11 protein-coding genes and 1 tRNA gene are annotated in these 15,412 nt (G+C 73.1%); 5 read left to right on the top strand and 7 right to left on the bottom strand.

Annotated elements, in window-relative coordinates; all coding sequences use genetic code 11:
* Positions 1 to 453: 453 nt before the first annotated feature.
* Positions 454 to 774 carry a cyclic-phosphate processing receiver domain-containing protein gene (locus tag ABD352_RS39365; protein ID WP_344617673.1) on the top strand — a complete coding sequence of 107 codons (321 nt, stop codon included), beginning with the start codon at positions 454 to 456 and terminating at the stop codon, positions 772 to 774.
* 155 nt (positions 775 to 929) lie between these two features.
* Positions 930 to 1,934, top strand: a complete 1,005-nt coding sequence (locus ABD352_RS39360; RefSeq protein ID WP_344617672.1) for a TolB family protein — start codon at positions 930 to 932, stop codon at positions 1,932 to 1,934.
* Here ABD352_RS39360 and ABD352_RS39355 read toward each other — a convergent pair.
* Together ABD352_RS39355 and ABD352_RS39350 are read right to left on the bottom strand one after the other, a co-directional pair.
* Positions 1,931 to 3,082: an aminotransferase class I/II-fold pyridoxal phosphate-dependent enzyme gene (locus ABD352_RS39355; RefSeq protein WP_344617671.1), complete on the bottom strand. Its 1,152-nt coding sequence runs from the start codon at positions 3,080 to 3,082 to the stop codon at positions 1,931 to 1,933. The genes ABD352_RS39360 and ABD352_RS39355 overlap by 4 nt on opposite strands.
* Positions 3,079 to 3,570 (bottom strand): Lrp/AsnC family transcriptional regulator, encoded by a 492-nt coding sequence (locus ABD352_RS39350; RefSeq protein ID WP_344617670.1) that lies wholly within the window; start codon positions 3,568 to 3,570, stop codon positions 3,079 to 3,081. The genes ABD352_RS39355 and ABD352_RS39350 overlap by 4 nt, the downstream gene beginning before the upstream one ends.
* Before the next feature lie 50 nt (positions 3,571 to 3,620).
* On the opposite strand from ABD352_RS39350, the gene alr reads away from it, so the two are divergent.
* The gene (gene alr / locus ABD352_RS39345) at positions 3,621 to 6,119 is read left to right on the top strand and encodes an alanine racemase (protein ID WP_344617669.1); all 2,499 of its coding nucleotides are present in this window, start codon (positions 3,621 to 3,623) and stop codon (positions 6,117 to 6,119) included.
* Here the strand turns inward: alr and ABD352_RS39340 are convergent.
* The 4 genes from ABD352_RS39340 to ABD352_RS39325 are packed head-to-tail and all read right to left on the bottom strand — an operon-like array spanning position 6,106 to position 11,041.
* A complete protein-coding gene (locus ABD352_RS39340; RefSeq protein ID WP_344617668.1) occupies positions 6,106 to 7,008 on the bottom strand; it encodes a CU044_5270 family protein in 903 nt (300 codons plus the stop codon). The genes alr and ABD352_RS39340 overlap by 14 nt on opposite strands.
* On the bottom strand, positions 7,005 to 7,556 hold the full coding sequence (locus ABD352_RS39335; protein WP_344617667.1) for an RNA polymerase sigma factor: 552 nt from the start codon (positions 7,554 to 7,556) through the stop codon (positions 7,005 to 7,007). The genes ABD352_RS39340 and ABD352_RS39335 overlap by 4 nt, the downstream gene beginning before the upstream one ends.
* A gap of 52 nt (positions 7,557 to 7,608) precedes the next feature.
* Positions 7,609 to 8,607, bottom strand: a complete 999-nt coding sequence (locus tag ABD352_RS39330) for a dipeptide epimerase (RefSeq protein ID WP_344617666.1) — start codon at positions 8,605 to 8,607, stop codon at positions 7,609 to 7,611.
* A 10-nt stretch (positions 8,608 to 8,617) separates the two neighbouring features.
* Positions 8,618 to 11,041 carry a D-alanine--D-alanine ligase family protein gene (locus tag ABD352_RS39325; RefSeq protein ID WP_344617665.1) on the bottom strand — a complete coding sequence of 808 codons (2,424 nt, stop codon included), beginning with the start codon at positions 11,039 to 11,041 and terminating at the stop codon, positions 8,618 to 8,620.
* 108 nt (positions 11,042 to 11,149) lie between these two features.
* On the opposite strand from ABD352_RS39325, the gene ABD352_RS39320 reads away from it, so the two are divergent.
* Together ABD352_RS39320 and ABD352_RS39315 are read left to right on the top strand one after the other, a co-directional pair.
* Positions 11,150 to 11,222, top strand: a tRNA-Arg gene (locus tag ABD352_RS39320).
* Positions 11,189 to 12,694, top strand: coding sequence for an ankyrin repeat domain-containing protein (locus ABD352_RS39315; RefSeq protein WP_344617664.1), 1,506 nt, complete (start codon positions 11,189 to 11,191; stop codon positions 12,692 to 12,694). Before ABD352_RS39320 ends, ABD352_RS39315 begins: the two co-directional genes overlap by 34 nt.
* 45 nt (positions 12,695 to 12,739) lie before the next feature.
* Here ABD352_RS39315 and ABD352_RS39310 read toward each other — a convergent pair whose 3' ends face one another.
* Positions 12,740 to 15,349, bottom strand: coding sequence for an IPT/TIG domain-containing protein (locus ABD352_RS39310; protein ID WP_344617663.1), 2,610 nt, complete (start codon positions 15,347 to 15,349; stop codon positions 12,740 to 12,742).
* Between the last annotated feature and the right edge of the window lie 63 nt (positions 15,350 to 15,412).

The following is a 15,412-nucleotide window of genomic DNA, read 5'->3' as shown; positions in this document are numbered from 1 at the left end:
GGCACCATCAGCGCCATCGCATTCCGGCCCAACGGCGAGATCCTCGTCCGCACCCCGGGCAAGCTGACCCTGCTCAACGCCGACCGCACGGTGAACATGACCGTCACCGAACCCTCGGCCGTCAAGACCTTCAGATTGATCGCCTACGTGGCTGACTGACCCGGCCCTGGAGGGAACGCGCGAAGCGGTCCATGCGCTCCGGGGCCTTGTCCAGCAGCGGCGGGGCGGTGGCGTAGCCGCAGCGGATGTGGCCCTCGCCGGACCGGCCGAAGACGCCCGCTCCAGGGCCTCGTCCAGCAGCGGCGGGGCGGTGGCGCAGCCGCAGCGGATGTGGCCTTTGCCGGACCGGCCGAAGACGCCGCCCGGGACGACGGCGTCTGTCTCGGAGTCCCGGCCGGTCGAGCGGAACGCCGGGAAGGCCGCGCGCCGCCTCCGCCGCCGTACCGTGGCCGCGTGAGGATCCTCGTCGACGACCTGCGCTCGTTCCCCGACACCGCACCGGCGCTCGTGGCGCGCACGAGCGCCGCCGGTGTCGTGTTGCTGCAGCGGTACCGCGAGCAGCACCTCGACGAGCTGTGGCTGGACCACGACCTGGGCGGCGACGACACCATCTGGCCGGTGGTGGAACTCCTGGAGCGGGCCGCCTTCGACGGCGCCCCCTACGACATCGGCATCGTCCACGTCCACTCGGCCAACCCGCCGGGCGCCGCCAAGGTCCTGCAGACCCTGCGCCGCTGGTCTTACAACGCCCGCCTGACCGTCTTCCCCGCCTGACTCCAGCATCCACCGTTCGGTGGATCGAGAGATGTCCGAAAGTACTGTCGCCCGTCAAAGCCGAGGCACGCGTCTACCAAGGCGCAAGGGAATTGCACAGCCGGCCGGCGCCAGTTCCTTCCCGCATCCCCCACAACATCGAACGGAGTCCCACCATGCGCAAGCTCTCGGTCCGCCGGCCCGTCCTCGCCGCCACCGCCCTGCTCTCCGGCTCGTCCCTGCTGATGCTGCTCACCGCCTGCGGCGACAACGGCACGAGCGCCGACGCCGCCCCTGCCACCGCCGCGCCGAGCGCCCCCGCCACGGTCACCGCCACGGCCGAGGCCCCGCCGGCGGCCTCGATCGAGGGCCTGCCCGGCCGGCTCTACTACCTGGAGGGCAGCGGCCCCACGGTCGTCCGCATCGACAAGGGGAACCTCGTCAAGGTCGACGGCGTCGCCGGGTACACCGCGAACGTCTCCCCCGACGGCACCGCCATCGCCTTCATGGACCACGACAAGCTCGTCGTGACCGACCGCGACGGCAAGCACCCCCACACGCTCCTGACCGGCGTGCCCGGGCCCGGCTACGAACCGCAGTGGTCCACCGACAGCAAGCACCTCCTCGCCGCCAAAGGCCCCTCCAACGCCACCCCGACCTGGGGCACCATCGACGTCACCACCGGCACGTTCACCCCACTGACCGAGCAGGCCCGCACACACGTCCTTTGGTCCGCCGACGGCAAGCACATCGCCTACTCCAACGGCCAAGGCAAGATCATGACCGCCGACGCCGACGGCACCAACCCCCACACCATCCCCATCCTCGGCGACCCCGACACCACCACCAACCCCGAGAACCGCCGCAGCTTCGACCCCTACAGCATCTCCGCCGACGGCACCCTCGTCGCGCTCCTGCAGCTCACCAAGGCCAACGAGACCAACGGCGACATCGGCCGCGACCTCGAAGCCAACACCCTCATCGACACCCGCACCGGCAACGTCGTCAACCTGCCCGTCACCGGCCCGATCAGCGCCATCGCCTTCCAGCCCGACGGCACGATCCTCGTCCGCACCCCCGGCAAGCTCACCCTGCTCAACGCCGACCGCACCGTCAGGACCACGGTCAACGAGCCCGCCGGACTCGACAAGGCCAGACTGCTCGCCTACGTCGCGAACTAACCCAGCGAGCGCACGAAGCGGCCCATCCGCTCCAGGGCCTCGTCCAGCAACGGCAGGGCGGTGGCGTAGCTGCAGCGGATGTGGCCCTCGCCGGAGGGGCCGAAGACGCTGCCCGGGACGACGGCGACCTGCTCGGCCGCGAGCAGCCGCTCGGCGAAGGTCTCCGAGTCCAGGCCGGTCGAGCGGACCGACGGGAAGGCGTAGAAGGCGCCCTGTGGCTCGTCGCACTCCAGGCCGATGTCGTTGAGGCCCTTGACGAAGAGGCGGCGCCGGCGGTCGTAGCCGGCGATCATCTCGGCCACCCGGGGCTCGCCGGAGCGCAGGCCCTCCAGGGCGGCGGCCTGGGAGACGTGCGGGGCGCAGAGCATCGTGTACTGGTGGATGCGCCCCGCCAGCTCCAGCACCGCCGCGGGGGCGCAGATGTAGCCGACCCGCCAGCCCGTCATCGCGTGGGCCTTGGAGAAGCCGCCGAGCAGGACCGTGCGGTCGCGGGCCCCGGGCAGGGCGGCCACGCAGGTGTGCGGGGCGTCGTAGCTGAGGCGCTCGTAGATCTCGTCGGAGACGAGGTAGAGGTCGTGCCGGACCGCCACGTCCACCAGCGCGGCGAGCAGCTCCCGCGACTGGATGGCCCCGGTCGGGTTGGACGGGGAGGAGACCAGCACCGCCTTGGTGCGCGGGGTGATCGCCTGCTCGATCTCCTCGACCAGCAGCTGGAAGGTCGGGGAGGAGGGTACGTAGACGGGCGTGCCGCCGGCGAAGGTGACGCACGGGCCGTAGGCGACGTAGCACGGCTCCGGGATGATGACCTCGTCGCCGGGGGCCAGCAGGGTGCGCATGACCAGGTCGAGGCCCTGGGAGACGCCCGAGGTGATCAGGCACTCGGCGGCGGGGTCGAAGCTCACGGAGTACCGCCGCGAAAGGTCCTCGACGATCGCCTCGCGCAGCTCCAGGAGCCCGGCGTTGGAGGTGTAGGTCGTGTAGCCCTGTTCGAGGGCGTAGATGCCGGCCTCGCGCACGTGCCAGGGGGTGACGTAGTCCGGCTCGCCGACGCCGAGCGAGATGACGTTGTCCAGGGTGGCGGCGATGTCGAAGAAGCGCCGGATGCCCGACGGGGGGCAGGCCGCGACGATCGGGTTGAGCGGCTTCACGGCGTGACCGGGAGGCGTCGGTCGACCTCGGCGGTCGCGTACAGCTCGTCGTCGTCCTTGTAGGTCTTCATCACGAAGTGCGTGGCGGTGGCGGTCACCCGCTCGATCGTGGAGAGCTTCTGGGCGACGAAGTCGGCGATGTCGTGCATGCTGCGGCCGGTGACCACGCAGCGCAGGTCCTGGGCGCCGGAGACCAGGTACACCGAGCGCACCTCGGGGAAGCGGGAGATCCGCAGCGCCACGTCGTCGAAGCCGAGGCCGCGGGCCGGCGTGACGGCGACGTCGATGAACGCGGTGATGAGCTGCTCCCCGGTGAGCTCGCGCAGCCGGTCGGCGTCCACCACGGCCTTGTAGCGGCGGATGACGCCCTGCTGCTCCCACTCGGCGATCTGCGCGCGGACCTCTTCGACGGGTATCCCGGTCAGCGCCGAGATCCGCTCGGGCGTCGCATGGGCATCGCCCCGGAGGATCTCCATGATCTCCAACACCGGGCAATCTTACTGTCCGTGGCACCGAGCGCTCCAGTTACTATTCGCCGATGGACCCAGTCTCGGTCGCCGAGGTGGCGTCGATCGTCGGCGGAACCGTGCACTTCCCGCGGGAAGAACGCGAGGTCGGCAGCGTCGCGATCCACTCGGACCGGTTGCAGGCCGACAGTCTCTTCTTCGCTCTCCACGGTGCTACTGACGGTCACCGGTTCGTGGCCCGGGCCCTCGCCAACGGGGCCATCGCGGCCGTCGTCGCCGCCGACCGGCTGGACGAGCTGCCCAGCGACGCCGGGCCGCTGATCGCCGTGGCCGACCCGCTGGCCGCGCTGCAGGAGATGGCGGTGTGGTGGCGGCGGCAGCTGACCGCGACGACGTTCGTGGCGGTGGTCGGCAGCAACGGCAAGACCCTGACCAAGGACGCGCTCGTCGGGCTGCTGCCCGGCCACACCACCTACGCCAGCCCCGGCAGCTACAACAGCCAGCTCGGGGTGGCCCTGTCGGTGCTGCAGTGCCCGGCCGACGTGCCGGTCGCGGTGATCGAGGCGGCCGCCACCGAGCCGGGCGAGATGGCCAGGCTGGCCCGGATCGTGGCCCCCGACGCGGTCGTGTTCACCAACCTCGGCTCCCGCAGCGTGCAGAGCTTCGGCAGCCGCGAGGAGCACGCCCGCGAGCTGCTCACGATGGCCGCCGGCCTGCCCGCCGACGGCTGGCTGCTGATGGGGGAGACCGATCCGGGGGTACGGCAACTGGCCGCGCGGATCACCAAGGCGCGCCTGCTGGCCGCGGGCGACGCGGCGCTGCCCCGGCTGACCCGGCTGCGCCACGTGGAGCGCTCCTCGCTGGTCCGCGCCACCCTGCCCGGCGGCGTCGAGGAGGACCTGCTGGTCGCCACCCCCTCGCCGGAGGTGCTCAGCGACCTCGAGCTGGCGATGGGCGCGGCCACCCTGCTCGGCGAGGCGCCGGACGACCTGCTGGCCGCGGTGGCCGACTACACGCCGCCGTCGACCCGCATGCAGATGTGGCGCCGCCCGGACGGCGCGACCGTCGTCGGCGAGCTGGCCAACACCGACCCGCTGGCCCTGTCCAGCGCGCTGCGCACGGCCCGCTCGCTGATGGGCGCCCACGGCCGCACCCTGATGATCATCGGCGACCCGCTGACCGGCCTGACCGCCGAGGCGGCCGAGGCGATGGCCCGCTGCCTGCGGGCCGAGAACGTGGAGCTGGTCTGCGGCCTGACCGCCGAGGCGCACGGGCTGATCGAGGCGGCCCTGACCGGCACGGATCGGGGCGGCGTGCCGGTGCACCGCTTCCCGGACGAGGACCGGATGCGCGCCTTCGTCGCCACCGAGCTGCGCCCGGACGACGTGGCCCTGGTCCACGTGCCGCGCGACACCATGGTCACCGACTCCTGGATGCACCTGGTGGAGACGGCCGCGGCCACCCGCCTCTACGTCGACCTCGCCGCGGTGAAGAGCAACGTCGCGGCGTTTCGCAAGCTGGTCGGCCCGCACACGAAGCTCATGGGCGTGGTCAAGGCCGAGGCGTACGGCACCAACCCGGTCACCGTCGCACACACCCTGCGCGAGGCCGGCGTCGACTGGCTCGGCGTCGCCACCGCGGACGAGGGCATCGCGCTGCGCCGGGCCGGGGTGCAGATGCCGATCCTGGTCTTCCTGGCCGTGCCGGGCGACCTGGAGCGCCTGGTGCGCCATCGGCTCACCCCGTCGGTGTACTCCGTGGAGATGTACGACGCCGCCTGCCGGGTCGCCGCCGGCAGCGGCCGCCGCCTGGACGTGCACCTCGAGGTGGACTCCGGCATGCACCGCAGCGGCTTCTACCCGGAGGCGGCGATCGAGCTGCTGGGCAAGCTGCGCGGCCACGAGCACCTGCGGCTCACCGGCCTGATGAGCCACCTGGGCTGCCCGGACGACCCGGCCGAGGACGACCTGACGCGCGAGCAGCTCAAGCGCTTCGGCGCGGTCTGCGCGGCCGCCGCCGAGCTGGGTTTCGAGGATGTCGTACGGCACACCAGCGCCACGGCCGCCACGATCCGCTTCCCCGAGGCCCGCTACGACATGGTCCGCATCGGCCTGGGCCTCTACGGCCTGCAGCCCTCGACCGCGACGAGCAGCCTCATCACCCTGACCCCGGGCGTCGGCCTGGTCAGCCGGATCGTCGAGATCCACGACATGGCGCCGGGCGAGCGGGTCGGCTACGGCGGCCACTTCCGCGCCCACTCCCCCGGCACCCGCGTCGCCCTCATCGCCGCCGGCTACTACGACGCCGTCCCGCGGGCCTTCCGCAAGGTCGGCTTCGTGCTGGTCAACGGCCGCCGCTGCGAGATCGCCGGCACCATCTCGATGGACTCGATGGCCATCGACATCACCGGCCACCCGGACGCCGAGGTGGGCTCGGACGTGCTCATCTTCGGGCAGTACGCCGGCTTCTCCTCCCCGATCGAGGAGGCCTCGGCCGCCATGGACACCGTCTCACACGAGCTGCTGACCCAGGTCGGCCCGCGGGTTCAGCGCATCTTCACCCAGCACTGACGGCGGCGGGGGCCGCGCCGTCGGCCCACTCCGCCTTCAGCACTGCGGTGTAGCCCAGCCGCCGCCCGTCCGCCCACGACTCCTGCGCCAGCGCCCGCCCGGTGGCCGGGTCGACGACGAGCCGCTGCCGCCCGCCGCCGTAGGCGACCGCGACGCCGCCGCGGCCAAGGGCATCGGTGACGCGGCCCAGCGAATCGATTCCGGGCATCTGGGCGAGCATCCGGTAGGCCGCGGCCCGCACCGGTGCGGGCACCGGCAGGCGCATCACCAGGTCGGCCCCGGCGTTGAACAGGTACACGTCCTTCGGCTCGGGCGCGTCCTCGGGCCACCACCGCAGCAGCTGCGCCCGCAACGCCTCGGGCGTGGCCGGCAGGGCGGCCAGGGCCGCCGCCGACCGGGGCACCCCGCCCAGCAGGAAGTTGCTGTCGGCCGTGTGCCCATCCATGGCCCGCCGCGACCAGTCGCCCGCCTCGGCCCGCAGGAACGCGACCGACGGGTCGCCGGCCCGGGTGGCCAGCCACTGCTCGTCGGTCACCCGCCGGTCGCCCTCGGCGTGCTCGGCGCGGACCACCCAGTAGCGCCCGGCGTTCGGCCGGCCGGTGTCGACCTTGGTCGCGGCCACGAGCAGCAGGTCGGCGGCGTCGAGCTCCGCGCCCGGACCCGGCCGAGCGGCATCGGGGCTCCCCGTGGGCGCCTTGTCGAGCGCGACGGCGGCGGCGGTGACCGCGGCGAGCGCGGCCAGCCCCGCCCCCGCGAGCACCAGCCGGCGCGCCGGACGGCGGGTGTGCTCCCGGGGCTGCCGCATGATGTCCGCGGGATCGCCCGGCGCCCGGTCGGGCGCGAGCCGGGCGGGCCGGGCCGCGGTCAGCATCTTCATGGTGTCCTTCATCGGCTGTACTCCTGCCTGGTGGAAGTGGTGGAAGTGGTCGACGCGGCCACTGGGGGCCGGGCGCGCATGGCCTCCTCGAGCCGTTTGCGGGCCCGGTGGAGGCGCACGAAGTACGTGGCGGTGGAGCACCCGACGACCCGGGCCGCCTCGCGTGCCGCGAGCCCGTGCCAGGCCACCAGGGTGAGCAGCTCCCGGTCGTCCTCCCCGAGCCGGGCGAGCGCCGCGAGCACCGCGGCCTTGTCGGCCACCCCGTCGGCGATGTCCCCGTCGGCCTCCTCGACCCACGCCCTCAGCTCGGCGGCGACGGCGGCCTGGCGGACCTCGTCGCGGTAGCGCTCGCGAACCACGTTGCGCGCCACCCCGAGCAGCCACGGCAGCGCCGCCTCCGGCACCGCTCGCAGCCGCCGCCACGCCACGAGGAACGTGTCCCCCACGACGTCGTCGGCCAGCCCTCGCCCGGCCCGGCTCACCGCGTACGCATACACCTGCCGGTGATGCGCCTGGTAGAGGTCGGTGAACCGGCGCTCCTCATCGCTCTGCCCCGCCATACGCACTCCTTCGCGCTCTCGTCACGAGGTAATGCGGGCCGGCCCGCGATTCTTACGCCGGGCCGGCCGGGAACCAGCGGCCCGCGTCGGGGCGGCCTGAGGTCAGGGTGAGGGTGGGGCCGTCGTAGGTCAGCGGGGAGGTGACCACGTCCGGGGGCATGAAGAGCGGGGTGTCCAGGTCGACGTGGCGGAACAGGGCCGGGTCGGCGGCGGCCAGGCGGGCCGAGTACCACATGGACAGCGGGGTCTCGATCATGCCGCCGATCATGCAGGGGATGCCGGCGTCCTTCGCGGTGGCGATGACCTGCTCGGCGTCGAGGACCCCGCACTTCATCAGCTTCACGTTGATGGCCGCGACCCCCAGGTCTGCCACCCTTCGGGCGTCGTCCGGGGTGCGGACCGACTCGTCGGCACAGATGGGGGCCTCTGCCGTCAGGGCTCGCAGGTCGGCCAGGGCCTCCGGGGGTACCGGCTGCTCGAACAGGTCCAGGGTGGCGTCGCCCAGGGCGCCCAGGAAGCGGCGGGCCTCGGCCAGGGTGTAGCCGCAGTTGGCGTCGACGATCAGGCGCAGGGATGGCTCGGCGGCGTGGACCGCTTGGACCCTTCGCGCGTCCGTCTCCCAGCCCGCGGCGCCGGCCTTGAGCTTGACTGTCGCGAATCCCCGGGCCGCCGCGCGGTGGGCGGCGGCCACCGCGTGCTCGACCGTGCCGGCCGGGATCGTAATGTCGGTTTCAAGCGCCTTCTGCCCGGAAATTTCCGGTAGCTCAGACAGGGCCGTCTCCAGGGCGCACCGCGCGGCGGGGGCCTGCGGCATCACGGGGCGGAGCGCGCGCAGGTCCTCGACGGGCGCGCCGACCAGGGCCGGGGCGCAGGACCGGATCGCGGCCAGGGTCGAGGACTGGGTCTCGCCCGAGACCGCGGTGAAGGGGGCCGCCTCGCCGTAGCGGACCTCGCCCGAGGTGAGCTCCACCCGAACGAAGACGTTGTGGGCGAACGGTGGCGCGCCCCCGGCGATCGCGAACGGCTCGGTGAGGGCGACGTCCACCGGCACCGCCCGGATCTCACGAATGCGTGGCAAGGTCCAGGATGCGCTCGAGGATCTGCCGCGGCGGCACCGGCGGCTGCTCGGCCAGCCCCTGGTGGTAGAAGACCGTCGCCGGGGTCAGGCCCGGCAGCGAGTTCGCCTCGATGATGATGACCTCGCCGGTCTTGCGGTGCATGAAGGCGTCGATCCGGCCGTAGCCGGCCATGCCCAGCGCGTTGGCGGTGCGGGCGATGCGGGCGCGGACCGCCTCGACGGCGCCGGGCTCGACGCGGCCGAGCGGCGGGCCGGGGGGCGGCGTGATGTTGATGCCGGTGCCGCCCATGAACTTCTCCTCCAGGGAGAGGATGCCGGCGCTGGCCACCGTGATGCTCGGGTTCATCGCCTCCATGGCGCCCTTCGGGCCGATCACGCCGACGGTGACCTCGATCCAGCCCGTGTCGCGGTCGCGGCCCCAGACCAGCTCGGCCTGGCCGCCGTGGTGCTCGACGCGGACGTCGTCGGTGTCGATGTAGTCCTCGAAGAGCAGGTGCTGCGGGCGGCTGGTCGGCATCTCGATCAGCTGGTCGGGGCTGAGCAGCGAGAAGCCCTCGCCCCGGATGCGCCGCGCGTCGGCGTTGATGAGCTCCAGGTACCGGCCCAGGTCGGCGGCGTTGCCCAGCGGGACGATGCCGGCCGAGCAGCCGTCGTCGAGCGGCTTGACCACGACCTTGGTGTCGGTGGTCTCGGTGATGATGTCCTGCCACAGGCCCTCGACCGCGGCGGCGTCCGCCGCAGGCGGGACGTCCACGCGGATGCGGCGGGCGGTGTGGATGCCCTCGGCGGCCAGGGTCGCCACGACCTTGCCCGTCTCGTACTTGTCCGCGCACAGCCGCGAGCCCGCCGGCCCGGAGCCGTTGTAGCGGATGCCGTGCCGGTCGAAGAGCTCCTGCAGCGTGCCGTTCTCCCCGATTCCGCCGTGCAGGGCGATGAAGACCAGGTCGTGGCGGGCCAGGAACTCGTCCATGGTCAGCTGGACCGGCGGGGCGACGCTCGCCGTGCGGGCCGTCTCGGGCAGGCCGAGGCGCTCGATGATCCGGGCGGCCAGCCGGGCGCGGTGCTCCTCCAGGCGCACCCCGTCGCGGCAGGCGTAGACGATCTCCTCCACGGAGTGGCGCAGGGCGGTGGAGTACGACACCTGCCAGACGCTGCCGTCGGGGGCCAGGAGGTAGGGCACCGGGGCGTAGCGCTCGGAGCGGGCCAGCTTCAGCCAGACGTTGGTGCCGCTGAGCACCGACACCTGCCGCTCGGCGGTGGCGCCGCCGAAGAGGACGGCGGCGGGCTGTCCGTTTTGGGCGGCAGTATCGGAGCTGGCGGAAATCTCCACGCCGACCCGGCGCCCGGCGGCGCGCAGGACCTCGCGCAGCACGTCCGCGTGGGACATGCCCAGCTGGGAGGCCTGGATGAACAGGAAGCTGTTCTGCTCCATGCCGCTGATCGGGTTGACGTCGGAGACGAGCACCGAGCCGTCGGGCTGCAGCCAGCCGTCGATGCGGGCGAAGTCGCGCAGGCCGAGCGCGGTGAACACGTCCTCGGCGGTGCCCTGGATCCGGGCGATCGTCTCGTCGTCGCGCGGCGGCGGGCAGTGGTAATGCGAGTCGTTGCTGGCCAGGTACTTGCGGCGGTAGTCGAAGATCTCGTCGTCGGTGCTGCGGTTGTGCAGCTCGATCTCGACCGGGATCAGCGACACCGGCCCGTCGGGGCTCTCCAGCACGATGGTGGTGACCTCGACGCCGGTCATCCGCGGCTGGATCACGATCCGGTCGTGCCGCTTGCGCAGCTCCCGGAGGATGTCGGCGGCGGCGCCGCGGTCCCGGGCCACGAACACGTCGATGCTCGAGCCGCCCTTGGCCGGCTTGAGCACGAGCTTGTCGGCCTCCGGGAAGGCCCCGGCGACGACCGCCTCGGCCTCGGCGTCGGACATCGCGGCGTCGACCAGCACGGAGGGCACCGCACCGATGCCCCGCGCGTCGAGCGCCTCCTTCGCCTTGAACTTGTCGAAGGCGGTCGCGCAGGCCTCGGCCCCGGTGCCGACGAAGGGCACCCCGGCCCGCTCCAGCAGCGCCTGGACCTGCCCGTCCTCGCCGAACGCGCCGTGCATGACCGGGAAGACCAGGTCGACGCCGCGCAGCCGGTCGAGCAGCTCGTCCTCGGTCAGCGGGCGGCCCTCGTGGCCGAGCTTGAAGTCGAAGTCGGATGGGGTGTTGCAGTACAGCAGGCCGCGCGGAATCGCGTAGGGCCGCACCTGCCGATCGAAGAAGATGATCTCCTTGAGGTCGACGACCCCGCCCTCCAGGTGGTCGGCCACGGAGCGTGCCGAGTTGAGCGAGATCCCCCGCTCCTCGGACGGGCCGCCCAGCAGCAACGCAACGTCGACCATCGGTTCCTCTTCGTCAAGGGCCATTTCGACCCGGCTACCTTACACCGGGCCCTGGTTACGCACTGTCGGCAAAGCGAGCGTGCGATACCTTCTGCCCATGCCTCACCCCGGCGCCGGTACCCTCGACCCCGGCAGGCTGTAGTGCAGAGGTCGACACGCCACCTTGCGAAGATGGAGGACGCCGGTTCGATTCCGGCCGGCCTGCCCTTCCTGGAGCGTGACCTGCCCCAATGGCGCCGCATCCGGGCCGGCATGCCCGGACCCGAGCTGGTCGCCGCGGCGGCGGACCGGCGCGCCGCCGGCGACTGGCGCGGTGCCGCCGCCCTGCTGCCGGTGAGCGTCGACGTCGACCTGGCCGCGGTCCGCGCGCGGTACGGCGCCGAGGCCGCCGACGCCCTCGAGGACGACCTGCACCACCTGTGCCTCGACCTGCTCTGGTGGCACCTGCCCCGGCACCGGGGCGGGATGACGACGCTGCAGGCCCAGGTCACGGCCGTGCTGGCCCCGCCGTCCGGGGCGGACACCGCACCGCTGATCCGCGTCCGGCTGCCCCGCTCGCCGACCGGGCCGCAGCGGCTGGAGCTGGACGTGCGGGGCTTCGCGGAGCTCGAGTACGAGCGCTGGTACCTCGCCCCGCGGTACACCTGGGACGTCCGCCACACCGACGAGCTGTCCTCCGCCTGGATCAGCCCGCAGGTGTACGCCATGTTGTCGGCCGGCGAGCACGAGCGCGCCTGGCGGGAGTGCGGCATCGTCATCCCCGAGGGCGAGGAGATCGAGCTGCAGCGGCCCACCGCCGCCCCCACCAGCCCGGTCGGGGTGGCCGAGCAGGCCCGGGCGGCCGGCGCGGCCTTCGGCGTGCGGCGCGTGGCCACCCTCTTCGGCGCGTACATCAACCTCGACCTGCCGGACCTGACCGCGGAGGCCTCCTACCCGGGCGAGTGGATGGAGGTCCCGGTGCGCATCCCGACCGGCACCGTCCCGCCGGACCTGGCCCTGCTCTCGGCGGGCCTGATGACCCCCGCCGACCTGCATCCGCTGATCCGGTCGGCGCTGTTCGGCGACCTGTCCCGCGAGCCCGTCCTGTCCGATTCGGCGCCGAGATCCGGATATTTCCGGGTGCGCTGCGGCGCGGACTGGCATCAGCTGTCCATCGCCAAGGGCGCGCTGCGGCTGCACGACCACAACGAGACCGAGCAGCGCCGCGAGGCCGCCCTGCGCTCCCTGGGCGGCCAGAGCGGCGGCTGCTACGCCACCGAGGCCGCCTGGCGCACCGGCGGGGGTCGCCTGCCCCGCGCCCTGCGTGAGCACCGCCGCGCGGTGGTCGAGCGGCTGCAGCACGGCGACACGCCGTACCTCCTCGAAGGCCTCGCGGCGGGCACCATCGACCCGCGGATGCGCGCCGGCAACGGCTGGACGCTGCTGCACATGGTCATGTGGCTGGACTGGGAGCAGGCGCTGGGGCCGGTGCTGGCCACCGGGCTGCCGATCGACGTGCCGGACCGGATCGGTCGCACGCCGCTCTACGTCGGCGTGATCAACGGCGCCGACCCGGGCCTGCTGCGCCGCCTGGTCGCCGCCGGGGCCAACCCCCGGGCCGCGACCGTCCACGGCACGACCCCGCAACACATCGCCGGCCGCTCCCGCGACCTGCAGTTCCTCCTCGAGGAGCAGTAGCCCGGACCTCGGCGAGGTGCCGAGGTCCAGGCTTGCGCCGGCTCCCTACCGCAGGCCGGGCACCGTGCGCCGCTGCCACGGCCGGAGCAGACCGAAGCCGGCCAGCACCATGGCGAGGCCGGCCAGCGCCAGCGGGCCCGCGGGCGCGCCGGTGACCGGCAGGCCGCCGCCCGTTGCCGGGCGGGGCGCGCTCGCCGCCACCGTGACGGTGAGCTTCATCGAGCGCGGGCTGCCCGAGGGTGCGACGCCCTGCGCGACCAGCGTGTGCACGCCGGCGGCGAGGGAGGGCGGCACGGTGACCGGCTTGCTGAAGTCGCCGTTGCCGTCGGTGACCACGGTGCCCAGCACCAGCGGCGTGGAGTACAGCGTGATCGTCGCCGTGGAGTGGGCGGCGAACCCGGTGCCGATCACCACGATGTCCTGGCCGGGCGCGGCCGTGCTGATCAGGCCCTTGTCCGTGGTCAGGTTGAGCGGGGTGTCCGGCGGCGCGGCCGGCGCGACGGGCGCGGCCGGGGTGACCGCGCTGCTCGTGGCCGGATCCGAGGCACCCGCGGCCGAGTTGGCCACGACCGAGACGGTGTACTGCTGACCGGCCGTCGCGCCCAGCACGCAGCTCAGCGGGTCCGGGTCGGTGACCAGCGTGGTGCAGGTCGCCGGGCCGGGCGTGGCCGTGACGGTGTAGCCGGTGACCGGCGAGTCGTGCGGCGTGGCCGCCGTCCAGCTCACGTTGATCGACGACGTGCCCGCGGTGGCCGTGACCGGGCTCGGCGCGCTCGGCGGGGCCGGGCAGAGCGAGGCCGGCATCTGGAAGAAGACCTTCTTCATCCTGGGCGCGGCCGTGGCGTCCGACCCGTGCTTGTCCGTGTCCTTGGCCTTCGCCGTGGTCTTGACCTTGCCGTCAGCCTTGGACTTGGCCTTGCCGTCAGCCTTGGACTTGGCCTTGCCGTCAGCCTTGGACTTGGCCTTGCCGTCAGCCTTGGACTTGGCCTTGCCGTCGGCCTTGGCTGAGCGCTTGGCGTGGTCCGCCTTGTCCGCCTTGCCGGATGCCCGAGCCTTGGCCGGCTCTGGCGCGGCGTCCCGGTGGGCTGCGTGCGCGGCAAGGTTCGCGGCCTGCACCGGGACATATTCGAAGTCGCCCGGCACGTTCGCCATGCCGCCGGGCGTGGTGACGGTGACCGGCACGACGCCCCAAACGCCCGGCGGTGTCACGGCCGTGATCTGCGTGCTGCTGTTGACGGTGAACGAGGCGGCGTCCAAGATGCCGAACTGCACGCCAGTGGCGCCGGTGAAGCCGGTGCCCATGATCGTGACGCTGGTGCCGCCGAAGTCGGGGCCGAACGTCGGGGACATCCCCATCGCGGTCGGCGCGGCCACGTACGTGTACGCGGCGATCATGAGATCCGTGCCGCCGGGCCCGGTGACCTCGAGGCCCACCGTGCCGGCCGCGTGCGCCGGCGTCGAGGCCGTGATCGACGTGTCGCTGTTCACCACGATCGGACCGGCCGCGGTGCCGCCGAACCTCACCAGCGTGGCACCGGTGAAGCCCGTCCCCGTGATCGTCACCGAGGTACCGCCGGCCGTCGAGCCCGAGGTCGGCGACACCGAGGTGATGGACGGCGGAGCCACGTAGGTGTAGGCGCCCGCCGCGGTCGCCGAGCCGTTCGGCGTGGTGACGGCGACGTCCACGGGGCCGGCCGTATGCGTCGGCGTCAGGGCCGTGATCTGCGTGTCGCTGTCCACCGTGAACAGGGCGCCGGCGCCGAAGGTCACCGCCGTCGCGCCGGTGAAGCCCGTGCCCGTGATCGTCACCGTGTCCTCGCCGGACGTCGAGCCCGACGCCGGCGACAGCGAGGTCACGGACGGCGGGGCCACGTACGTGTAGCCGCCCGTCACGCTCGTCCCGCCCATCACGGTGTTGACGCCGACCGGGACGTTGCCCGCGACGTGCGGGGGCGTGACCACCGTGATCGAGGTCGCGGTGCTGTTGCTCACCGACCCGGTGACGCCGTCGAAGGTCACGCTCGTCGTGCCCGCCAGGTTGACGCCGGTGATGGTGACGGTCGCGCCGCCGGCGGTCGGCCCGCTCGTGGGCGACATCGACGACGCGATCGGCGGCAGCGGGATCACGATCGGCGGCGTGGGAATCACGATCGGCGGCGTCGGGATCACGACCGGCGGCGTCGGGGTCACCACCGGCGGCGTCGGAGTCACGACCGGCGGAAGGTACGTGAACGTGCCGCCGCCGGCCGGCGAGACGCACGTGCCGATGGCGACCTGCACGAGCGCCGACCCGGCCGTGCCCGCGGGCGTCACCGCGGTGATCCGGGTCGGGCTGACCACCGTGAACGACGTGGCGGCGGTGCCGTCGAAGGTCACCGCCGTCGCGCCGGTGAACCCGGTGCCCGTGATCGTCACCGCCGTGCCACCGGTGCTGGGCCCGGAACTCGGGCTGATGCTCGACACGACCGGCTGGGTCACGGCGCTGGCGAGTGCCGGCGCCCCGCTCTCATGCTCGGCGGCCCGGCCACCCGGGCCGGCCGTGGCCAGCGTGAACGCCCCGAGCACCAGCGCACACAGCGTGATGTTCGGCGCCAGTGCCCCGAAGGATGATCCGCGCCTTCCGGGGTGCTTGCGCCGCACGAACACCTTGATCACACAAATCCCCCGTCAGTACGACCCCGACAGCGTGAGTCCACCGTCGTGGTGACCGTACCGGAC

Origin of the sequence: Dactylosporangium salmoneum (assembly GCF_039532525.1) — a bacterium.
GTDB classification, from domain to species: Bacteria; Actinomycetota; Actinomycetes; order Mycobacteriales; family Micromonosporaceae; genus Dactylosporangium; species Dactylosporangium salmoneum.
The sequence above is the reverse complement of the archived record's forward strand: the minus strand, read 5'-3'. Positions and strand labels throughout refer to the sequence as shown.

Bases quoted from the DNA above. Each gene is read 5' to 3' on its own strand.
- ABD352_RS39315 (WP_344617664.1), top strand. From the start codon at position 11,189: ATGGAGGACGCCGGTTCGATTCCGGCCGGCCTGCCCTTCCTGGAGCGT.
- ABD352_RS39360 (WP_344617672.1), top strand. From the start codon at position 930: ATGCGCAAGCTCTCGGTCCGCCGGCCCGTCCTCGCCGCCACCGCCCTG.
- ABD352_RS39325 (WP_344617665.1), bottom strand. From the start codon at position 11,041: ATGGCCCTTGACGAAGAGGAACCGATGGTCGACGTTGCGTTGCTGCTG.
- alr (WP_344617669.1), top strand. From the start codon at position 3,621: ATGGACCCAGTCTCGGTCGCCGAGGTGGCGTCGATCGTCGGCGGAACC.
- ABD352_RS39340 (WP_344617668.1), bottom strand. From the start codon at position 7,008: ATGAAGGACACCATGAAGATGCTGACCGCGGCCCGGCCCGCCCGGCTC.
- ABD352_RS39335 (WP_344617667.1), bottom strand. From the start codon at position 7,556: ATGGCGGGGCAGAGCGATGAGGAGCGCCGGTTCACCGACCTCTACCAG.